Genomic DNA, 21171 nt, shown 5'->3' on the forward strand with positions numbered 1-21171 from the left:
GTAAGTTAGATAATTTGTCGAATCACGGGAAAAGGGAGCCACACCCCGTCGCGCTGTTTACCCGGGTAAACAGCGTGCCAGGATGTCTACGGAGCCGATCGACCCGATGACTACGACTCGCGGAGTAGACGCCGCGTACGCGCGATCTGCTCACTGGATCCGAAAAAGAAAATGTCCCTATCAGGTACTGCTGGGACTGGCTGTTTCGCATTGGATAGCCCCAGTTTGGCAATACGCGACATTGGCACGAGCGTTGTGCCCCGGGGCGACATACGCCGCGGCAAAGATAAACCGTGGGAGTGCGCTATTCCCCGCAATTTGGACCGCAGCCTGCGCATTAATGGATGATCGGGTATCGAAAAAATCAGGGGCGCTCGGTACCGATTGTTTACCCGGGTAAACAATCCAGCCGCGGTCCGCGAAGGAAATCGGCGGGGCCAGGATGCCAAAAACCTGCCGGCTAACAGGACGAATCCGCAAACCGGATGGTGAAAAAAATTGCGCCTCAAAATGAATCACAGAGCAAAGCGTCCGACAAACCACCAAACACGAGCCGAAATTGGCGACCATTCGGTAACGGACGCGACGGCAAAAAGGGGCGGTTTGGAATTAGCAACGACGCTCGCGATAAAGTCATCCGTTCGTGTCTAGTTTGAAGATCGCGCCATGTCGACCGCGAAAAGGTCCCCGCGACACACTCGCATGCGGCCGATCGACTCCTATATCGCGAGGGCATACGACCCGAGCCGGGACGCGAGCCAATTAACGCGCGACAACACAGTCCGGCGAACAGCCGCCTTTGACCCCTTGCGCATAGACGGCCAAGTTCGAAGGTGACGGATTTGTGTACCTGAGTAAACAACTTCCCCGCTCAAAGCCCAGTCTTACCGCTATCAGCAAACCGAATACGCTCGCATCCGGGAACGAAGGCCGAAAGACCGCGATGCCGAAAATCGTCCACCGCAAAGTGCGACGCATGCGCCACTGTTTACCCGGGTAAACAATCGCACGGGCAACAAACTGCTCGCCTTACCCATACCGCGCATCCGCGGATACTCTAGCCACCAACACCGTAAACAAAAAAAAGGCGCCGAATCGGCGCCTTCTACATTCAACCTTTCTCACATCATTCCGCGTTTTCGAGCTCTTCAAGAAACGCCCGCAGCGCCTGGAGCTTGTCGTCCCCAAAAGCGCGGCGATCGATATCGACCCGGACAGAATCATCACCTTCCGTCCAATGGCAAGCGCCAATGTTTACCCGGGTAAACTGTTTCACCGGAAGATTAACAAGCGTCTCGAAGACCGAACGGGCCGTTAGCGAGCGCCCTTTTACACGTTGCGCTGCCTGCGAGACCGCCTCCGCATCCACGTCGAAAACCTTGCGCAATGTCGCGGCCCATTTCGGTTGGATATCGTTCGGCGAAGGAAACGCCTCTACGACCACCTTCGGCAAATCTGCCAGCGCGCTATAACGACTCAAAAGTCCGCGTGTCTTGCCGAGCACTGCGGCTACTTCCGACCAGTTCTTGTACAGCTTCAGATCCACCGCACGGCGGTAGTGCATCGCCATCTCGTACGCCGAAAGATTCTTCCGCTGTTCATTTTCCCGGCTCATTTCCTCGAACAATTCGCGGTCGCTCATCGACTCGGAAATGGTTGCGAGGACCGGAATATCGAGCTCGAGGCAAGCCCGGTGACGCCGATGCCCCCACACCAACTCATAGACGTCTCCACTGCGACGCACTTTGATTGGCTGGATATTCCCGCCGGCGTTAGCGATCTCCGCCTTCAATGCTGCAAAGTCCGCGTCTCGAAAGGAGTCCTCGATCCGATTAGCAAAGCGCGATAACCGCACCAGCTTGGCGTCGATCTTGCGCGTTGGCAACGCGCCCTCATACTCCGCAAGCCGTGTCTTTGCCGCCGACAAATCCCGTTCCGCTCGCTCTAATTCACCGGTGAAATCTGAGACCGTATTCATCGCGACGCGCGGCGCACGACGCGAAAACGTCGGCAAAACGTCAGTACCCAATGCCGCTGCGGCCAATCGAGCGGCCTCTTCCCGTTGCTTGCTCATGCCTCAACTCCGACTGGCTGGTTGGCCCAAATACGGCGAATCTGACTCTCTAACTGCTCCACCGCTGCGTCGTAAGCGACCCGCGCGTTCTCATACGTTTTTGCGCTGCCGACATATTTCTCGATATCGTAGACAGTCGAAAATTTGGTGCCTGAAGAACTCGTAACCACGGTCTTCGGAATCTCGCACGTCATCAACTTGTCGCCGTAAGCGACTTTAATCCACTCGCGTACCACGCTCTCGTTGACGTTGCCTTTCCCTTCCGTCATACAAAGCAACACGTCGATGAACTTCCACGTCTTCTGGCTTCCTGCCTGCTCCGCGATCGTCGTCGCAAGACCCGAGAACAATGTCCAGAACTGGCTCGAACTGGCAAAGTCCATCCCGCGCGGCGGCATCGGCATCACTAGACCATCTGCCGCGTAAAACGCATTCAGCGACAGGTAGGACAGCGTGGGCGACGTGTCTATCAAGATAACGTCATATACCGCGCGCAGCGACTCAAGGCCGCTATTGATGACATCGTAGAACTGAAAGCCCGGCTCGCGGCGGGACTGGCGACTCGGAATATGAAACTCCGCGGCAAACGCGACCGGCGCACAGGCAATAACGTCGATCCCATCCCAATACGTCTGTCTGACCGCGTAATCCAAGGTCGTCTGCTCACCTGCGCAAAGCGACAAAACCGTATCTTCCTCTTGAACCTGCGTATCGGGAAGATAGCCACAAAGGCTAGTCAGCGAGCCTTGCGGGTCCAGATCCACGCATAGGACCCGATAGCCGAGCAGTGAAAGTCCCTGCGCCATGCACATCGTTGTCGTCGTTTTGCTGACGCCACCCTTGCTATTTCCTGTCGTGATGACGACGGCCTTATCGCCAGCCTTCCGCTTGTACGAACGGCCGTACGCGCGCGCCCAAATACGCGCCTCGGCTAGGGTAAAATCCCGTTTGGACTTATTGACTTCCGTACCCGGCGGCAAGTCACCCTTCGCTAATCGACGCGCAAACGCGCTCCGGTCTAAGCGACAGAGGGCGGCCACTTGCTTGATCGAGAAGATCGGGGCCTTCTTGATATAGTCGGGGGAAAAAATGCTGTTCCGCACGCGCTCGACGACATCAGCCACACGGTTGGCTTGATCTTCGATGTCATCAATCGTATATTCGGACCGCAGGGGCTCTATCATTTTTCGATTCCGATCAGAAATTTCACTTCTGGCATAAAAAAGTGATCGGAACTAGAATACCCGATTATGCCCACCGAATGAAGTGGAAATGGCTACTCGTAATCTCGCGAACCTGATCTCGCCGGAATTTTTCTCGCAACCGTCTGCCGACAGCACGGAGCGGAAGGAATCCATGCTTGAAGTCGTCGAACGACTGCAGCGTACGGCCGCCGCGCGCAAGCAGGCGCCCGCGCAGAGTGGATCGCTTGCGCGACGCGTCCAGATTCCGCTGTGGTCCGAAGAACACCGTCCCGTCTTGCATGACCTGGTCCGTTCCGCGCTCTTTACGTGCGGCCAGAAAGAGGCGCGACGCAATCTCAAGGGCCAACCTGTTTATGCCCTGGAACATCTTCGGATCACTTATACCGGAGAAGAACTCCGTCAGCGAGACTACGACGTTTATCTCCAGATCCTGCACCTAGCTCGTGGATCGACCGTCGACAACCGTCAGGAGTGGGTTGAGTTCGATGGCCGTCAAATGATCAAAGCGCTGGGTTGGACGCAGAATTCCCGCAGCTTGACCGAACTTCGAGCAACAATCCGTCGTCTCGTGGCCTGTGCGCTAGAAGTCACGCGCGCGCCATCACGTAATAGCGTCGAGGTCGTCTATGGCGGGGCGCTGCTGCTGAAATATGCGGGCGTGAAAGAATCGAATGTCGAAGACGTCACGCTGTGGAAAGTCCAAATCAATTCGGACGTTGCTGCCCAACTTCGTCCTGGCGATTACACTCGCATCGATTGGACCATGCGCGCCAAACTCTCACCTTTGGAAAAGTGGCTGCATGCCTTCTATGCAACCAATCAGGCGCCCTATCCGATGAAGGTCGAAACGATCTATAAGCTCTGCGGATCTCGTATGGCGGAGCTAAAGTCGTTTCGGAAAGCTTTAAAAGCGGCACTGGCAAGCTTGGTGGACGTCGGGTTTTTGACCGAATGGCATCTCGACGAGACGGACAAAATCAAAGTAGTACGTAGTCAAATGGTCACCGGCGACGGCGCACAACCGGTTATGAGTGTCGCCGCAGCCCCATCTATCGGATAAAACACGGCCGCGCCGACTATCTTTTGGCGGAGATCGCTAAAAAGTAAGCGCTGCCTGAGTCAAATACTCCCCGCAACGCCCCTTGCCGCTCTACCTCGGCGCTAAATGGGCGTTCTTCGCGCGTCAGTTCAGTCAAATACTCCCCTCGACGCAGTACCTCGCCAGCGTGCGTCGGCGCAACGCGTCGCGAAATAGCGTAATGCCGTCCAAATCGCGCGCGTCACGACATCATTTGAACAACGTGAAAGGACCGGCAATCGTGCGACGCACGTGATTTACGCGCGCACGCCGATAAATGGCGACGCGCTGCGTCGAACCACACTTCCCGGCTCGATGACAGTGGTCACGAATGCTTCAAACAAGAAATACCGCATGAATGAAGCAATAACGAGGAAAAACCCAAAGTCGACCGGGCTCGTCCGATCTCACGCAGCGTCAAAGAACGAGACGCTAAATCCGCGGAATAGGGCGAACCACTCCCCTCCCGACGATTGTCCATTTGCAATAACACCAAAAAACCCTTGCAGCACGCCGCTGACACGACACCAACCCATGAAAATTCCAGTCAAATAGTCACCAAGCGGCAAGCGGTGCGTCCTTATATCAAGTCAAATACTCACCACGCGCGGAACCCTGCGGATTGCCGTCAAGTCAAATAGTCACCAACATCGTGCTGTAGCCAGTCCGGTGCAAGTCAAATACTCACCGGAACCTGATACGCCCACAAAAAGCCAAGTCAAATGGTCACCAGCCAAACACCACGCGGGTGACTATTTGACTGATCACCTCGTCCGAACTACGTTGGCAATCGCAATTTGTGATCGCCAGCCTGAGTCAAATACTCACCAATGCCGTTACAGAGGTGGGAAAGCTTTAAATCAAGCTCGAATGGGATGAAAAATAGCCGTCTTGTGTAAACGAACAGAAGGGAAGGGCTCCGAAGGGGTAGTTATCCACAAGCCTGAGTCAATTACTCCCTCTACCTCGTCAAATGGCCACCAAGTGCCGTCAAATACTCTCCAGCACCAGTCAAATACTCCCCGAGTATCGTCAATTAGTCACCAATATAAAATATATCTACTTGATCTGTATAGGATTTCGACTGTTTTCGACGAACGCTAGAAGGTTTTAAGAAGGTTTTTAGTAATTTTTAGTTTACCTTCTTGGGTATACGGAACAAAGAAACCGAACCCTCGCAACAGGGAAAAGCGGGCGCATGTGAAAAAAGCAATCGGACGCTGCTGAAACGTTCCGGCAAATACCCTGCAACCATTTGCCCACCCAGCGGGCTTGGAGAGGCTGTGGAAAACACTCGTTCCGGCGTCATTCCAAAGCAAAAGCGGCATACCGCACGCGAAGCTTTTAACCTCTGGCGGCGAGCACCGAACTTGAAACGGACGTCAGCAGTTACTGTGAAGTGGAAATAGTATTTGTTAGTTGCATAAATGAAACCGCTGTCAGGCTGTACTGTGCCGCGTCGTCCGCCGTTAGGCGTTCATCGCATGCGCTCGTCATTCGCTGATAGGAAATGGAGGGAGCAGCACAGCCACAGTTACCGAAGCACCCCGGCGCGGAAGCCCTTCGACGAGCCAGCGTGTCGGCAGATAACGAACAGGCAGATACCAAACAGGGAGGCATGGGCTCGGCGATAACATCGCAACGCGAGACAACCGCCAAGCCTACTTACAGGGATAGTCGACAAGATCGGAACATCGCGACAAGGGTATCGACCCACAGGCAAAGGCCCGACAGTGCGACCGCACGGTCAGTGACGCCTTAAATAACAAATTCGGCCCGATCTTTCCCAGCAATCCAGCGCGGTGCCTTTCCGCGCCCTGACCATGTCGCGCCGCTTTCCGGATCGCGGAAACGGGGGGCAACCGGGCCGCGCGGTCCACCGCGCCCAGAAGGGGCGAGCACGCCGTCACGCTTTCCCAGGCCAATATCTTGAGGCGTCAATTCGAACAACGCGACCAATTTCTTTACTTCGACAATTGCGGCCGATTTAGCGTTGCTACGCGCTTCTTCAATTTGCTGATCGAGCTCATTACGCTGCTCCAACAGCTTTGCAAGTTCTTTGCTGTTCATAAAATTAAAAAGGAGTAATCGTTTACTTTGTGGGAGGATACCCTAATAAACGAATGAATGTGTAACGGTATGTAGTCAAAGCAGGCTTTAAAGATTTCGCAATCACCGCGAATTTTTCAACTGTCGACGATGTGAAACGGGAATTTCATCCTGGGCGAGACGTACGCAGCTCATAGGAAGGGCATTGGCAATCCGTCTGATATATCGCCAAATCCAACACTTTCAACCATTCGAAGCCGACGCATTAATTCCGCCTTTCTGGATACATTTCGAAAACAAGAATCAACGTTTCGAACCAATTGTTCTGTACCGCTATATGGAATGGATCTGGCCGAGGACCCGGTCGTGAGCTCGGAAGCACGAGCGGCGGTGCGCCGCGCGCCAGATAGGCTTTCTTGCAGCCAACACGCGCCAACACCCGCGGCATTCACCGACCTCTCCTTACCTACGACGGAGAATGGCTGCTCGTGAAGCCTTCCCCGGTCCATTTAAGAATCGAAGGCAGTTAATAGTAATCAGTGGAAATGCCTAGGCGATTCACTTTGACCGCAATAGCGTCGATAGCGGATTCTACGGATCTCGCAGAGATCGTTGGCACGGTGTAAACCCGAGATTTTAACCCCGGCAACGACGATATACCTGAGCAACGTGCGAGGTAGAATTTACCGTCAACCGACGGAGAGAGAATAGATTTAATTCCGTGAAAGTGCCGATAGCAGCACAAGACAGATTGCGCCGCCCACCGAAAAACATAACCCGCAAATGCTGCATCAATTAAGCATTTAAAGAAACGCCGCTAGCGCCTGATTCAGGCGTGCTAATGCCTTCATTCGAACATCACATCTCCGTCATTCGAATGTCACCTTAAGCCGCTATCGTGGCGCAGGCTTATACGTGCGATTCGCGCTCGGATGGCGCGGAGAAGGTTCTGCTTCATCGACGAGCCGAAAGGCGAGTTCCTTTCCGATGGCCGCTCAAGCGATCTCGTAATGCGCCGCGCCACGCGCGTCGGCGACCGTGTCGGGGCGTTCGCACCTCTCCTTGGAGTTCTTTGTGCAAGTCAGTTATGCGCTATCCCTGCGCGGAGTTTCCAAGGCTTGGCCGTCGAAAGAAGGTGGCGATCCCCACCCGGTATTACGCGGTATCGACCTCGACGTCGTCAGGGGGCAGTTCGTTGCGCTGCTAGGCCCTTCCGGCTGCGGTAAATCGACGTTACTGCGTTTGATCGCTGGGCTGGATCATCCCGATGCCGGGCACATCTTGATCGATGGCCGGAATGCAAACGGCCTCGGCCCGTCGGAAAGACAACTGTCGATGGTGTTTCAGTCATACGCGCTGTTTCCGCATCTTAGTGTCGAGGAAAACGTGGCGTTTGGCCTTCGCGTACGCCGCGTACCTCGCGGCGAACGGCGGGAGCGCGTTGCGGCAGCGCTGACGGCCACCGGCCTGCTCGGCTTCGAAAAGCGCAAACCCGCGGCATTGTCCGGCGGACAGCGCCAGCGGGTTGCCTTGGCGCGAGCGATTGTCGCCGACCATCCACTGTGTCTGATGGACGAGCCGTTGTCCAACCTGGACGCAAAGCTGCGCCATGCCGTACGGCTGGAAATTCGCGAGCTGCAGCAGCGACTCGGGATGACGGTGCTCTATGTCACGCATGATCAAAGCGAAGCGATGGGCATGGCCGATCGGATCGTGCTGATGCAGGCTGGCCGCATCGAGCAGGATGGCCCTGCGACGGCGCTTTATCATCGGCCGGCAAGCGCGTTCGTGGCCGGCTTCATCGGCAGTCCGCCAATGGTCCTGCTGCCCGAGGCGACGCTTCCTTGCGCCCAGCGCCCCTGGCTCGATGCGCGCGTCGATCCGCGCACGGAGCAGGGCATGAAGGTCCGCGTCGGTATCCGACCCGAGCACATCGAGATCACGCGGGCGAGCGAGCGGGTACTGGCCGCGACGGTCAGCGCGATCGAATTTCAGGGCGCAGAGTCTTACATCTATCTCAAAACGCCGGATGGTCAGCCGATTGTCGTCCGCGCCGCACCTCGCGTGATGCAGGCGATGCCGATGGTCGGCGACCTCGTCGGACTGGATTGGCGCCAAAACGCCTGCCACGTCTTCGATGCGGCCAGCGGCAAGCGACTCGAGGCTTTCGATCAGCCGCGCGTCGGTTTGACCGTGCCGCGCCACACGCTGCCGGTCGCGACCGATACCGACGCGTTGCCGGACGGATCCCGTACGCCGTTTATCGTTCCGACCTCCCCTACGATCCAGCAGGACGAGGGGCGCGTCGATTTCCGTCAAGCCGATTCCCATACGCACACCATCGTCTAAAAAATATGATCCCACGCATGCTGGCTGTCCTCCCGCGCCTTCACCGCTTCGCGATCGCTGCTTCCGCTTGCCTGGCACCATCGACGCGCAGTAGATCGATAAACAGTGAGGCATCGTCGGACGCGTCGCGGAAAAAGCGCGCGCGTCCTGGAATGGCCGCCTTGACGCTGAGCGTCGGCTTATCGGTGATGGCGCTGTCCGGCGCGGTTCAGGCAGAGACGAAGCTGACGATGTATTACCCGATTTCGGTCGGCGGGCCCCTGACCAAGGTGATGGACGGCTTGATCGCGGCCTTCGAGAAACAGCATCCGGACATCGTCGTACAGGCGATCTATGCGGGCGACTACGACCAGACCCGCGTGCGGGCAGTATCCGCATCGCACAGCCGCGACGGCGCGTCGGGCCAGATCGCGGTATTGGGCGCGCTCGACACCTGGGACCTGATCGACCACGATCTGATCGTGCCGTTCGACCAGGCGGCAGGAAATGACGGCGCATGGCTGAAGGCCTTCTATCCGGCATTGCTCGCAAACAGCAATGTCGCGAACCATGTCTGGGGCGTGCCTTTCCAGCGCTCGACGATCGTCCTGTACTACAACAAGGCGATGTTCAAGGCGGCAGGGCTCGATCCCGAGCAGCCGCCAAAGACCTGGGACGCCATGCTGGCAGATGCCCGAAAGCTGACGAATGCCGATCATTACGGCGTGATGATCCCGTCCGGCGGATTTCCCTACTGGATGTTCCAGGCCCTTGCCATCGAAAACGGCGTGACGCTGATGAGTGACGACGGCACGCATGTCGCTTTCAACAGCGCGGCAGCCGTCCAAGCGCTGACGTATTGGGTCTCGCTGGCGAAAGACGCCAAAGTCAGCCCGCAGGGCGTAATCGATTGGAGTACGTTGCGCCAGGCCTTCGTGCAGGGCAAGACCGCCATGATGTGGCACACCACCGGCAATCTGACGGCGGTGAAACACGATGCGAGCTTCGACTTCGGCGTCGCGATGTTACCGGCGAACAAACGCGCCGGATCGCCGACCGGCGGCGGCAATTTCTATCTGTTCAAGGGCGCGAACGCGGAACAGCAGAAGGGCGCGCTGACCTTTATCCGATGGATGACGGCACCGGAACAAGCCGCGCAATGGTCGATCGCGACCGGCTATGTGGGCACCGGCGAGGCGGCCTACCAGACGCAAGCACTACGCGATTATGGCCAGTCTTTTCCGCAGGCGATGGTCGCGCGGGATCAATTGAAAGTCGCCGTTCCGGAGTTATCGACCCACGACTCGGCGCGCGTGCGTGAAGCGCTGAACAATGCCTTGCAATCGGCCATCACCGGCACGGCCACGCCGCAGCAGGCCCTGGATAAAGCCCAGGCGAGCGCCGACCGCATCCTGGCGCGTTATCGCTGAAACGCACCCTTTACCGTCCGACATGTCCTCCTCCTCTCCGCCGACCGCTGCCGCATCCTCGGGCCGCGGCGCATTGCGAACGTCTCGATGGCTCAGTCTGCTCTATGTCTCGCCGGCTTTGGTCCTCCTGACGCTGTTTGCGTTCTATCCGACTTTTTCAACGCTATGGGATAGCGTCTTTCGCGTCGGGATGCCGGCAAAACCGGCGCACTTCGTCGGCTTGGCGAACTATCGGTCACTGTTCGACGATCCGACGTTTCTGCAGGTGCTCCGTAACAATCTGCTCTATGCGGCCGTCACCGTGCCGCTATCGACGTTCATCGCGCTCGGCCTCGCCTTATGGGCCAATGCCGCGCTGCCGGGCCGCGCGTTTCTGCGGCTCGCTTATTTCACGCCGACGTTGCTGCCGATGATCGCCGCAGCCAATCTCTGGCTGTATTTCTACACGCCGGATCTCGGTTTGTTCGACCGTATCGGTGCATGGTTCGGCCTGCCTTCCATCAACTGGCTGGGCGAGCCGGGCACGGCGTTATGGTCCGTGATCGCGGTCACCGTCTGGAAGGAATCCGGGTTTTTCATGCTGTTTTACCTAGCTGCATTGCAAAGCATCGCACCGGATCTGAAAGAAGCCGCCGCCATCGAAGGTGCCGGGCGTTGGTATTACATGCGGCGCATCGCCTGGCCTCTGCTGATGCCCACCACGCTTTTCGTCGTGATCAATGCGACGATCAATTCGATCACGCTGATCGATCATCTGTTCGTGTTGACGAAAGGCGGCCCCGACAACACGTCGAAACTCCTGCTGTATTGGATTTGGGAAAACGCCTTCGCCTACTTCGACGAGTCGACAGCGGCCGCGATAACGACGCTGGTGCTCCTCGCGCTGGCGGTAGTCGGTGTCGTGCAATTCATCATCGCGGAACGCCGGACGCACTATCAATGACGCCCACCGACAGCCTCGCCATGTCGTCCGTCGTGCCACGCGCGCGGCGCTTCCCGTTTGTCGCGCTACTCGATACGGCCGGTGCGTGGACGCTCGCCGTCGTCTGGATCGCCCCCTTGTTGTTTGCCGTCTGGGCCGCCTGTCATACCGCGCAGGCAACGCTGACCTTCGACTGGCATGCCCCATTGACCACGCGTAGTTTCGCGACGGCCTGGCATGCGGCGCCCTGGTTGCGATACTTCTTCAATACCGTCGTGTTGACGACGATGATTCTCTGCGGGCAGTTAGTGATCTGCACCTTTGCCGGCTTCGCCTTTGCGCGGCTGGAGATGCCCTTCAAGGACGTGCTGTTCGGACTCGTCCTCGTGCAGCTTTTCGTCTTGCCTGAAGTGCTGATTCTCGAAAACTATCGGATGGTGACGCGTCTCGGCTTGTTCGATAGCTATCTCGGCACCAGCTTGCCCTATATGGCGAGCGCCTTTGGCATCTTTCTGCTGCGTCAGGCCTTTCGCCAAGTGCCCCGCGAACTCGACGAAGCCGCACGTATCGAAGGGTGCTCGTGGTTCGGGGTGATGTGGCGCGTCTATGTGCCGGCCGTCAAACCCACGTATCTTGCCTACGCATTGGTTTCCGTATCGGCGCATTGGAACAGCTTTCTATGGCCCTTGGTCGTGACGAATTCCGCCGCCACCCGGCCGATCACCGTCGGCTTGTCGCTGTTTGGCGCACCTGAAAACGGCGTGGATATTTCAGTGATCAGCGCCGGCACGCTGTTGACGATCGCACCGTTGACGGTGGGATTTTTGATCTTTCAGCGGCAGTTCATCCAGGCTTTCCTGCGCGCCGGGATCAAATAAATGCGATGCGACGCCTGACATATCAGCGCGTGTGAAAATTTATTGAATTCCTGATCAATACGGCCGTTTACTCGCCTACAGAACGTGCATTGTGCGCGTCTGTTTGTCCTGAGGTAAACCCGTATGTTGCAACAGCTCTCGATCAAATCCCGCGTGTTTGCAGCCTTCGGCTGCTTGCTGGTCCTGCTTTTTGCCGTCGCCGGTACGGGCCAGTTTGCCACGCGCTCGGGCAGCGCCGCGTTGAAGCAAACGTACTCGGTGCAGATGGCTGCTGCAATCGCGCTGGGCGACTTCAAATACAACCTCGCCATCGCGCGTGTCACGATCGACCGCGGGATGCTGCATCCCGCGCCGGCAGGCTCCGACGAAAACCGCGCCTTGGTGACCAAGGCGCGTGACTATCTCGCGACGTCGAAGTCGGCCTATGCGCGATATCAGGCCTTGCCGCGTTCCGCTGAGGAGCAAGGTCTGGCCGATGCCGTCAACGCGGACTTCCAGCATCTGCTGTCCGATGGCATCGATCCGACGCTGAACAGTATTGCGGCGGGCGATCCGGCAGCGGCGCAAACCATCACGATGAACACGACGCCGAATCTGGCGCTCGCCCTGACGAAGTCGTCGACGAAGCTCAACGATTTCCTGATGCAGCAGGGGGAGCGTGACTACAACGCGTTTCAAGACTTGTTGCATTGGGTGAGCCTCGGTTCGATCGCTTTACTTGCCGTGGCGGTGATCGTCGCGATCGCGTGCGGCTTGGGCGTGCAACGTGCGATCGGTGTGCCCTTGGCGCAGGCGCTGCAGGCTTGTCGTCGCATTGCTGGCGGCGATCTCAGTACGCCGATCGATACCCGTCGCGGCGACGAAATGGGTGAAATGATGCGGGGGCTGGCGGAAATGCGCGACGGCTTGCGCGAGACATTGCAAGCGATGCTCGCAAGCAGCGAGGCGATGGCGACGGCAACGCAGCAGATCGCGTCGGGCAATGCCGACCTGTCGCGTCGCACCGAAGCCCAAGCCGCGGCGCTGGAGGAGACCGCCGCCAGCATGGAAGAGCTGACGGCCACGGTAAAGCAGAATCACGCGAATGCGACGGAAGCGAGCGACGTCGCGGAGCAGGCGCGCTCGATCGCGCAAAATGGCGGCGGCGTCATGGATCAGGTGGTCGAGACGATGACGGCGATCAACGCGCAGTCGCAGCAGATGGCGTCGATCACCAGCGTCATCGAATCGATCGCCTTCCAGACGAATATCCTCGCGCTGAATGCCGCCGTGGAAGCGGCGCGTGCCGGCGAGCAAGGTCGCGGGTTTGCCGTGGTGGCGAGCGAGGTGCGAACGCTTGCGCAGCGCTCAGCGGGGGCAGCCAAGGAAATCAAGTCCTTGATCGACGCGGCGGCCGGCCGCGTGGAAGCCGGCGCGGGCCTGGTGCAGACCGCCGGCAAGACGATGGCCGAGATTGTCGAGTCTATCTCGCGCGTGCATCACATCATCGATAGCGTCAGTCTGGCGTCCCGCGAGCAGACCGATGGCATCCAGCAGGTCAATCAGGCCGTGACGCAGATGGACGAATCCACTCAGCAGAACGCGGCGCTGGTCGAACAGACGGCCGCCGCGGCTTTGTCGTTGGCCGATCAATCCCGCGTGTTGCAGCAAAACGCCAACCGCTTCCGCCTGTAAATCCGCACGGCCGTAGCGCCCCGCGGCCTCCCTCGGGGAGCACCGCACTTCGCCTCCCTCTCTCCCTGTGCCAAAATAGGGCCGCCGACGGCGATCCGTTGCCGTCGCGCCGACGTTTAATCAGGCCCGTTCGCTTCGCGTGACGGGCAGCACTGCGGCAGCGCCGATATCGTCTGTTTTGTCGGTTTCGTCGGCGCCCGCAGCGAGGTGAGCGATATGAGCGATATGGCAGGCCCCAAAAAGCATTCGGACCCGTCCGTCCATGGACGGACGTCGATCGTCCGCGTCACGCCTGCCGCCATCGCGCTGAACCGTTTCGGTCTTGGCGCGCGCCTCGGCGAATCGCCGCCGACGAATCCGTCGGCATGGCTGCACGCGCAATTGGACGTGCCCCTCGCGCAGACGCTGCCGCCAGTCTGGTCGCAGCAACCCGGCACGCAGGAATTGGCCATGCGCATGGGCGAAGGGCAGGCGGAACTGCGGCGCTTGGCGCGCGAGCAGGAGGACCTGGCCAAAAGCCATGCGCAAGTGGGCACGCTGACGCCTCGCAAGCAGACCGTGCCGCATGCGGACGCCGCGAGCGACGTGGGACAGCCCGCGCTGGCAGCATCACGCGTACGGGGCGCGCAGCCCGCTTCGGCCGATGGCAAAGACAACCCGCTCGCGACCCTCCGGCAAGCCTACAATCTCGAAATCCGCGATACCTATCGTGCGGCCGTCGATGCGCGACTGACGGGGGCGCTGACCACACCGACGCCTTTCGTCGAGCGTCTGGTGTATTTTTGGTCGAACCATTTCGCCTTATCGATCGAGAAGCAGCCGGTGACCTTGCTGGCGGGCGCCTTCGAAACGGACGCCATTAGGCCGCATGTGCTGGGTCGTTTCGAAGACATGCTGGTGGCGGTAGAGCAGCATCCGGCCATGCAGTATTTCCTCGATCAGAACGGCTCGATCGGTCCCGACAGCGAGGCCGCCGTCCGGGCGGAGGCGCGCAACGCGGCGCGTCGGGTCGGGCTCAACGAGAACCTGGCCCGTGAAACGATGGAATTGCACACGCTGGGCGTGCGCACCGGCTATACGCAACAGGACGTCACCGAATTTGCCAAGGCGCTGACCGGCTGGAGCGTCACCGGATTGCCAGCGGCGCAATCGCCGACGCCGCTGCCGCCGGGCGTTTTCGTTTTTCGGCCGCAGGCCCATGAACCGGGCGAACGCACGATCATGGGTCGGACCTACGCCGATTTGCCGGGGCCGCGAGGCGTCCAACAGGGGCTGACGATCCTGCACGACTTCGCGACATCGCCGGCCACCGCGCAGCATATCGCGCGAAAATTGGCCGTTCATTTCGTTTCCGATAACCCGCCGCCGGCCTTGGTGGCGCGTCTGGCGGATGCGTTCCAGAAAAGCGAAGGGCATCTGCCCACCGTGTATCGCGCGCTCATCGATTCGCCGGAAGCGTGGCAGCCGGTCAACGCCAAATTCAAGACGCCGTGGGAATGGACGGTTTCGGCGACGCGCGGCCTGGGCTGGCAAAGCGCCGAGGCGAACAAGACCGCGCCGATGTTGCGCCAGCTCGGTCAACCGATCTGGCAACCTGGCTCACCGGCCGGCTATGACGATATCGCGGCGAGCTGGGCCGCGCCCGATGCCCTCGTGCGGCGCGTGGAGTTCGCGCAGCGGCTTGCCGCGCGCGTCGGTGACCGGGTCGATGCCCGCACGGTCGGTCCGCAGTGGCTGGCAGGCAGTTTGTCTCCCGAAACCGCCACGGAAATAGGCCGGGCGGAAAGTGCCAGCGCCGCCTTGGCGCTGCTGATGGTATCGCCAGACTTCTTGAGGAGATGACGCCGATGAAACGTCGAGATTTCGTCCGCGGCACCGGCGCATTGGCCGCGTGGTCCGTCGTTCCAGCGACGTTGCTCGGTCGCACCCGTGTCGCCTTCGCTGCCGCCGATACCGATACCGCGCAGCGCTTCGTCTTCGTGATCCAGCGCGGTGCCGCCGATGGATTGAACACCGTCGTGCCCTATGCGGATCCGGCCTATGCGCGCCTGCGTGCCGAACTGGCGCTGGATCCCGGCACGCTGCACAAGCTCGACGGCACCTTCGGTCTGCATCCGTCGCTGGTTCAGACCGCGGCGATGTATGGGCAGGGGGAAGCGCTGATGATCCAGGCCGTGGCGTCACCGTATCGCGATCGCTCGCATTTCGACGGTCAGAACGTCTTGGAGACAGGTGGACTGCAGCCGTATCAAGTGAAGGATGGTTGGCTGAACCGCCTGCTGACACTGCTGCCGGGCGGCGGTACGGCACGGGGTAGCGCGCGTCGCGACGAGGCGATCGCGTTTGCGCCGACGGTGCCCCTGGCCTTGCGCGGGCCGGCCGACGTGACATCGTATGCGCCGTCGTCGATGGCGCAGGCGCAGGACGATCTGCTGTTGCGCGTGTCGCGGCTCTATGCCGACGATGCGCAATTGCATCCGTTGTGGGAGTCCGCGATGCAGACACGCAGCTTGGCGGGATCGATGGGCGGCAAGCAGGATCCGGCGGCGATCGGCAAGATGGCGGCCGGCTTTTTGGCACGACCGGACGGACCGCGCATCGCCATGATCGAGACGGCGGGATGGGACACGCATACCGCACAAAATCCGCGTTTGGCCAATACGTTGAAATCGCTCGACACGATGCTCGCGGCGTTGAAAGTGGGCATGGGGCCACAGTGGGCGAATACCACCGTGGTAGTGGCCACCGAGTTCGGCCGCACCGCGGCGGTCAACGGCACCAATGGCACCGATCACGGCACGGGCTCGGCGGCGATGATCCTGGGCGGTTCGGTCAAGGGCGGCCGCATTCTGGCGGATTGGCCCGGTCTGTCGCCGCAGGCGTTGAACGAGGGGCGCGACCTGCATGCGACCCTCGCGCTCGACAGCCTGATCGCGTCTGCCGCCGCTGAAACCTTCCGCCTCGACCCGCAGCGGGTGAATGCGGCGTTGTTCCCACGATCGCCCGGTGGGGCCATGCGCACGACGATTTTGCGGACGTAAGCCGCGTCGGTCGGCGGATAAGTCGTACTTATCGCGTCGATCGGAAATCGGTCTTGGACGTGGCGATTTTGCAGCGTGAAGATGCAGACAGTCGTTGATTTTCAACGACCTCTCTTCGATCTCAGCCCAGGAGCGCCGATCATGCATTGTGAAATCTCGCCGGACAAACGCCATGCGCTCACGCAACGTGTCGTCGATGCCAAAGCCGCCATCGGTGCCACGTGGGAAGGCCTGGCGGATCTCGCCGGGCTGTCGCCGGCATTCGTGACGGCCGCGCTGCTGGGCCAGCACCCGCTTCCCGAGGAAGCGGCGCGCAAGGTGGGTACGCATTTGGGCCTGTCCGACGACGATATTCGAAGCCTGCAATTCATCCCGATGCGCGGCAGCCTGTCGCCGCAGTTGCCCACCGATCCGACGATCTATCGCTTCTACGAAATCGTCCAGGTCTACGGCACCACGCTGAAAGCGTTGATTCACGAGCAGTTTGGCGACGGGATCATCAGCGCGATCAACTTCAAGCTGGATATTAAAAAGGTGCCCGACCCAGAGGGCGGCTCTCGTGCCGTGATCACGATGGACGGCAAGTACTTGCCGACCAAACCGTATTGACCGTTCTAATCTGCAACGGCCTATTCTGACTTTTCGATTTCGCTCTCCCTCGATCGCACCATGAACGACACCGCTACAACGCCATCCGCCGCGCCGGCATCCCGCCCACCGCTGCCGCCCTTTACTCGCGAAACGGCCATTCAAAAGGTCCGTCTGGCGGAGGACGGTTGGAACACCCGCGATGCCGCGAAAGTGGCGCTGGCTTACACGCCCGATACGCAATGGCGTAACCGATCCGAATTCGTTACGGACCGCACACAGGCCCAGGCCTTTCTGGAGCGCAAGTGGCGCAAGGAACTGGAATACCGCTTGATCAAGGAACTATGGGCATTCGACGGCAATCGGATCGCGGTGCGCTATGCCTATGAATGGCGCGACGACTCCGGCAATTGGTTCCGCTCCTATGGCAACGAGAACTGGGAGTTCGACGATCAGGGATTGATGCAACGGCGCTTTGCGAGCATCAATGATCTGCCGATCGCCGAGGCGGATCGCAAGTTTCATTGGCCGCAAGGTCGTCGGCCGGACGACCATCCCGGACTCAGCGATCTGGGCCTCTAAGCGGTGTCGGCACAAGCTGCGGCCGCGCGTCTGCCGCGGACTTCCCCTCTCCGAGCGCGAGGTCGGACGCCACGCGCTGCGCTACCTTGATGAAGGCACGCATCGCCGCGCGATGCTGGCGGTGCCGCGGATAGATCAGCGCGGCGGTGCGTGCCGGCATGGGCGGACGCATCGTCAGCGTTTGCAGGCCGTGCCGATGGTGGAAGGGGTGCGGCAGGATGGTCGCCAGTTGCCCGAAGCGCACCGCTTCGATGATGGCCGATACCGAATCCGACTCCATCGCCACCCGCGGCGTCACGCCCAGCGACGCGAGAAAATGGTCGATCTGCCCGCGCGTGGCGAAACCCGTTTTGAGTAACGCCAAGGGTATGCTGGCCAGCGCGCTTACATCGAGAAAGGGCGCGCCGATAGGGGAGGGACGTCCTTCGGCGCCGCCCACATCGCGCAAGGCGGGGTGAAATGGTCCGACCACCACATCGAGCGTTTCGTCCAGCAAAGGCGTGCAGTCGAGTTCCGGTGACTCAGGCGGCGCAAAGGCGATGGCGACATCGACCTCACCGTTCAGCAGCACCGTCTCAATGGTCTGCATCGGCATATCACGGACATCCAGACGGACATTCGGATAAGCGGAATGGAAGGCCGCCAGGAGCGGCCCGGCGAGATAACCCAAGAAGGTCGGCGTGAAAGCGAGCCGCAGTTCGCCACGACTCAAATCCGCGACGTCCTGGATCGCGCGTCGTCCCGATTCCAATTGATCGAGCGCGCCACGGGCCGAATGTGCATAGGCTGCCCCGGCATCGGTTGGGACGATCTGCTTGCCGCTGCGATCCAGCAGCGTGACGCCCAATTCGTCTTCGAGCTGTCGAATCTGCTGGCTCAATGCCGGTTGCGACACGTGCAAGGCCTCGGCGGCGCGCGTGAAACTACCATGCTCGATGACGGCCAGAAAGTAGCGGATGTGTCTAAGCAGCATGATCGTCAGCGCGGCGTCAGCGGATGGCCGGGCTGACCTTCCGGGCAGTACCAGCTGTCGACCTGTGCCGATTGTCCCTGCGGCGGCGATCCCATCGCGAAGCGGACCGGCACGCAGGGCACCGCACCCGGGCCGGTGCCGGCAGCCCCGCTCGCGTGCAACATAATCTGGGGCGCCCCGATCGTGACGGTATTGGCGCTGCGACCGGGGCCGGGCAACGTGGTCGTCGCGAAGTGCTCTGTTCCCGTGACCGCGTCCGTGCTCGATTCACTGTCCCGGGGTTTCGTCGTTCCGGGGCCTTTTTGGTGTTTGGTACCCGTCGCGCGCCGACGATGCGGCGGGGCCTCGACGGGCTTGTCGCGCTGGGGAGGCGCGTTCGTGATCGCCTCGGTCGTCGTGGCGTCGGTACTGGACCACGTCGCCGCCCGACCGGACGACATTCCGATCGATAAGGCGGCTGAGAGGACAATATGCGCCAGGATCGCGCGGTCGAGCCGGTGGCGCGTGGCGACAGGTGCTGCTTTGGCGCGTGACGGCGACATCGAAGACTCCCAGCGGGAAACAAGCCGTCATTCTGCCACGCAGGCCGGCGACGTGCAGCCTCGGCCAATCAGCCTACGCCGTCGCATCGGGACATTGGGACATCGATGCTGCAGCCCGTCGGCTGAATGGCCGAGTCGCGCTCCGTTGCCAACTTCGCATACCATGGGATCAGGAAGGGCAGTTTTTCTCATTGTCCCTGACAGACACCCCGCATGACATGACCCCACGGGCATTCCCGCGATGACCACGACGCAAGCAGACGCATTTTCCCATCCAGGCGCAACCGATGCGGCAGGCGATACGCCGCCCCATTGGCGGACGGCAGGCGCGCGCTTTGCCGATACGCTGTCGAATCCGATTCTGAACACGGACTCGTACAAAGCCTCTCATTTTCTCCAGTACCCGCCCGGCGTCGACGCGATGTTCTCGTATATCGAATCACGCGGCGGCCGTTTCGAGCGCACCGTCTTTTTCGGCTTGCAGATGCTGCTGAAGGAGTATCTGTGCCGACCCATCACCGCGGAGATGATCGCGCAGGCAGAGGCGTTCTTTCTTGCGCATGGGGAGCCGTTCAATGCGGACGGCTGGCGTTATATCCTGCAGCGCCATGCGGGCTATTTACCGGTCCGGATCCGCGCGGTGCCCGAGGGTAGTGTCGTCCCGGCGCATAACGTCTTGATGACGATCGAGTGCGACGACCCGGAGGTATTCTGGCTCACGTCCTATCTGGAGACGATGCTGCTGCGCATCTGGTATCCGATTACCGTTGCGACGCAGAGCTGGCACTTGCGTCGACTGATCGCCGACTATATCGAGAAGACCAGCGACGATACGGCGCAACTGCCGTTCAAGCTGCATGATTTCGGCGCACGAGGCGTCAGCAGTGCCGAGTCCGCCGCGATCGGCGGCGCGGCGCATCTGGTCAGCTTCATGGGCTCGGACACCGTCCTCGGCGTGTTGGCGGCGAACCATTTCTATCACGCCGAGATGGCCGCCTACTCGGTCCCGGCCGCCGAACACAGCACGATCACCGCGTGGGGGCGCGACCGTGAGGTCGACGCCTATCGCGCGATGCTGGCGCGTTTCGGCCGTCCGGGCGCGATCGTTTCGGTCGTGTCGGATTCGTACGATCTGTTCGCCGCGTTGGATCTCTGGGGCGGCGAATTGAAACAGGCGGTGATCGATTCCGGCGCGACGCTGGTGGTGCGTCCGGATTCCGGCGATCCGCGAACGATCGTGCTCGCCTGCCTGCGCGCGCTTGACGCGTCGTTCGGCGCCACGGTCAATAGCAAGGGTCGACGGGTGTTGAATCACGTGCGACTGTTGCAAGGCGACGGCATCAATGCGCAGTCGATCGAAGCGATCCTGGCAGATCTCGATGCGGCCGGCTATGCGGTCGATAATCTGGTTTTCGGTATGGGCGGTGCGCTGCTGCAGCAGGTCAACCGCGACACGCAGCGCTTTGCGATGAAATGCTCGGCGGTGCGGATTGCCCGCGATGGCGAACCGCCTCAATGGCAGGGCGTCAGCAAGGACCCAGCCACCGACGTCGGCAAGCGATCGAAAGCGGGCCGACTGACGCTGTTGCGCCATCGGCAGACCGGGGAGTATCGGACCGTCACGCTACCGCTGGCGTCGGAGCACCAACAGGCGGTGGATGCCGGGACGTGGGAAGACGCACTGCTGTCCGTTTTCGAGACGGGGCGCCTGCTGATCGACGACACCTTCGATGCCATCCGAGCGCGTGCGGCGACTCCCCCGCGATAAGGCCGCCGAGGCCCTCGTTCACTGTCGCGCCGGCGCGAC

Annotated in this window: 16 protein-coding genes; 11 read left to right on the forward strand and 5 right to left on the reverse strand. The window is 60.3% G+C overall.

Annotation, left to right across the window (positions count from 1 at the left end; translation table 11 throughout):
* Nucleotides 1-1126 precede the first annotated feature (1126 nt).
* Both ABEG21_RS17875 and ABEG21_RS17880 read right to left on the reverse strand, forming a co-directional pair.
* The gene (locus ABEG21_RS17875) at nucleotides 1127-2074 is read right to left on the reverse strand and encodes a ParB/RepB/Spo0J family partition protein (RefSeq protein WP_347557973.1); all 948 of its coding nucleotides are present in this window, start codon (nucleotides 2072-2074) and stop codon (nucleotides 1127-1129) included.
* Nucleotides 2071-3258 carry an AAA family ATPase gene (locus ABEG21_RS17880; RefSeq protein ID WP_347557974.1) on the reverse strand — a complete coding sequence of 396 codons (1188 nt, stop codon included), beginning with the start codon at nucleotides 3256-3258 and terminating at the stop codon, nucleotides 2071-2073. Before ABEG21_RS17880 ends, ABEG21_RS17875 begins: the two co-directional genes overlap by 4 nt.
* A gap of 88 nt (nucleotides 3259-3346) precedes the next feature.
* On the opposite strand from ABEG21_RS17880, the gene trfA reads away from it, so the two are divergent.
* Complete coding sequence (trfA, locus tag ABEG21_RS17885; RefSeq protein ID WP_347557975.1) at nucleotides 3347-4339, forward strand: plasmid replication initiator TrfA; 993 nt, start codon at nucleotides 3347-3349, stop codon at nucleotides 4337-4339.
* Between the two features lie 1776 nt (nucleotides 4340-6115).
* On the opposite strand, the gene ABEG21_RS17890 is transcribed toward trfA, so the two are convergent.
* Entirely contained in the window at nucleotides 6116-6427 is a 312-nt protein-coding gene (locus ABEG21_RS17890) for an H-NS histone family protein (RefSeq protein WP_347557976.1), read from the reverse strand.
* A 1053-nt stretch (nucleotides 6428-7480) separates the two neighbouring features.
* On the opposite strand from ABEG21_RS17890, the gene ABEG21_RS17895 reads away from it, so the two are divergent.
* The 9 genes from ABEG21_RS17895 to ABEG21_RS17935 all read left to right on the forward strand — a co-directional run bounded on the left by ABEG21_RS17895 (nucleotide 7481) and on the right by ABEG21_RS17935 (nucleotide 17849).
* Nucleotides 7481-8755 (forward strand): ABC transporter ATP-binding protein, encoded by a 1275-nt coding sequence (locus tag ABEG21_RS17895; protein ID WP_347557977.1) that lies wholly within the window; start codon nucleotides 7481-7483, stop codon nucleotides 8753-8755.
* A gap of 152 nt (nucleotides 8756-8907) precedes the next feature.
* Nucleotides 8908-10164, forward strand: coding sequence for an ABC transporter substrate-binding protein (locus ABEG21_RS17900; protein ID WP_347557978.1), 1257 nt, complete (start codon nucleotides 8908-8910; stop codon nucleotides 10162-10164).
* A gap of 22 nt (nucleotides 10165-10186) precedes the next feature.
* On the forward strand, nucleotides 10187-11107 hold the full coding sequence (locus ABEG21_RS17905; protein ID WP_347557979.1) for a sugar ABC transporter permease: 921 nt from the start codon (nucleotides 10187-10189) through the stop codon (nucleotides 11105-11107).
* A gap of 20 nt (nucleotides 11108-11127) precedes the next feature.
* Entirely contained in the window at nucleotides 11128-11964 is an 837-nt protein-coding gene (locus ABEG21_RS17910) for a carbohydrate ABC transporter permease (protein ID WP_347558075.1), read from the forward strand.
* A 123-nt stretch (nucleotides 11965-12087) separates the two neighbouring features.
* The gene (locus tag ABEG21_RS17915) at nucleotides 12088-13638 is read left to right on the forward strand and encodes a methyl-accepting chemotaxis protein (RefSeq protein ID WP_347557980.1); all 1551 of its coding nucleotides are present in this window, start codon (nucleotides 12088-12090) and stop codon (nucleotides 13636-13638) included.
* Between the two features lie 225 nt (nucleotides 13639-13863).
* Entirely contained in the window at nucleotides 13864-15480 is a 1617-nt protein-coding gene (locus ABEG21_RS17920) for a DUF1800 domain-containing protein (protein WP_347558076.1), read from the forward strand.
* Entirely contained in the window at nucleotides 15477-16679 is a 1203-nt protein-coding gene (locus tag ABEG21_RS17925; RefSeq protein WP_347557981.1) for a DUF1501 domain-containing protein, read from the forward strand. The genes ABEG21_RS17920 and ABEG21_RS17925 overlap by 4 nt, the downstream gene beginning before the upstream one ends.
* A 141-nt stretch (nucleotides 16680-16820) precedes the next feature.
* A complete protein-coding gene (gene cynS / locus ABEG21_RS17930) occupies nucleotides 16821-17288 on the forward strand; it encodes a cyanase (RefSeq protein ID WP_347557982.1) in 468 nt (155 codons plus the stop codon).
* A 60-nt stretch (nucleotides 17289-17348) separates the two neighbouring features.
* A complete protein-coding gene (locus ABEG21_RS17935) occupies nucleotides 17349-17849 on the forward strand; it encodes a nuclear transport factor 2 family protein (protein ID WP_347557983.1) in 501 nt (166 codons plus the stop codon).
* Here ABEG21_RS17935 and cynR read toward each other — a convergent pair.
* A complete protein-coding gene (gene cynR / locus ABEG21_RS17940; RefSeq protein ID WP_347557984.1) occupies nucleotides 17830-18822 on the reverse strand; it encodes a transcriptional regulator CynR in 993 nt (330 codons plus the stop codon). The genes ABEG21_RS17935 and cynR overlap by 20 nt on opposite strands.
* A gap of 5 nt (nucleotides 18823-18827) precedes the next feature.
* A complete protein-coding gene (locus ABEG21_RS17945; RefSeq protein ID WP_347557985.1) occupies nucleotides 18828-19364 on the reverse strand; it encodes a hypothetical protein in 537 nt (178 codons plus the stop codon).
* A 241-nt stretch (nucleotides 19365-19605) separates the two neighbouring features.
* Here ABEG21_RS17945 and ABEG21_RS17950 point away from each other — a divergent pair, with 241 nt between their 5' ends.
* Nucleotides 19606-21132, forward strand: a complete 1527-nt coding sequence (locus tag ABEG21_RS17950; RefSeq protein ID WP_347557986.1) for a nicotinate phosphoribosyltransferase — start codon at nucleotides 19606-19608, stop codon at nucleotides 21130-21132.
* Nucleotides 21133-21171 lie beyond the last annotated feature (39 nt).

This window comes from Robbsia sp. KACC 23696 (assembly GCF_039852015.1).
GTDB lineage: Bacteria > Pseudomonadota > Gammaproteobacteria > Burkholderiales > Burkholderiaceae > Robbsia.

What these genes read in the sequence shown, in the direction of transcription:
- cynS (WP_347557982.1), top strand. Translation starts at nt 16,821, where the DNA reads ATGCATTGTGAAATCTCGCCGGACAAACGCCATGCGCTCACGCAACGT.
- trfA (WP_347557975.1), top strand. Translation starts at nt 3,347, where the DNA reads ATGGCTACTCGTAATCTCGCGAACCTGATCTCGCCGGAATTTTTCTCG.
- ABEG21_RS17900 (WP_347557978.1), top strand. Translation starts at nt 8,908, where the DNA reads ATGGCCGCCTTGACGCTGAGCGTCGGCTTATCGGTGATGGCGCTGTCC.
- ABEG21_RS17935 (WP_347557983.1), top strand. Translation starts at nt 17,349, where the DNA reads ATGAACGACACCGCTACAACGCCATCCGCCGCGCCGGCATCCCGCCCA.
- ABEG21_RS17920 (WP_347558076.1), top strand. Translation starts at nt 13,864, where the DNA reads ATGGCAGGCCCCAAAAAGCATTCGGACCCGTCCGTCCATGGACGGACG.
- ABEG21_RS17910 (WP_347558075.1), top strand. Translation starts at nt 11,128, where the DNA reads ATGTCGTCCGTCGTGCCACGCGCGCGGCGCTTCCCGTTTGTCGCGCTA.
- cynR (WP_347557984.1), bottom strand. Translation starts at nt 18,822, where the DNA reads ATGCTGCTTAGACACATCCGCTACTTTCTGGCCGTCATCGAGCATGGT.
- ABEG21_RS17875 (WP_347557973.1), bottom strand. Translation starts at nt 2,074, where the DNA reads ATGAGCAAGCAACGGGAAGAGGCCGCTCGATTGGCCGCAGCGGCATTG.
- ABEG21_RS17880 (WP_347557974.1), bottom strand. Translation starts at nt 3,258, where the DNA reads ATGATAGAGCCCCTGCGGTCCGAATATACGATTGATGACATCGAAGAT.
- ABEG21_RS17915 (WP_347557980.1), top strand. Translation starts at nt 12,088, where the DNA reads ATGTTGCAACAGCTCTCGATCAAATCCCGCGTGTTTGCAGCCTTCGGC.
- ABEG21_RS17890 (WP_347557976.1), bottom strand. Translation starts at nt 6,427, where the DNA reads ATGAACAGCAAAGAACTTGCAAAGCTGTTGGAGCAGCGTAATGAGCTC.
- ABEG21_RS17945 (WP_347557985.1), bottom strand. Translation starts at nt 19,364, where the DNA reads ATGTCGCCGTCACGCGCCAAAGCAGCACCTGTCGCCACGCGCCACCGG.
- ABEG21_RS17950 (WP_347557986.1), top strand. Translation starts at nt 19,606, where the DNA reads ATGACCACGACGCAAGCAGACGCATTTTCCCATCCAGGCGCAACCGAT.
- ABEG21_RS17925 (WP_347557981.1), top strand. Translation starts at nt 15,477, where the DNA reads ATGACGCCGATGAAACGTCGAGATTTCGTCCGCGGCACCGGCGCATTG.
- ABEG21_RS17905 (WP_347557979.1), top strand. Translation starts at nt 10,187, where the DNA reads ATGTCCTCCTCCTCTCCGCCGACCGCTGCCGCATCCTCGGGCCGCGGC.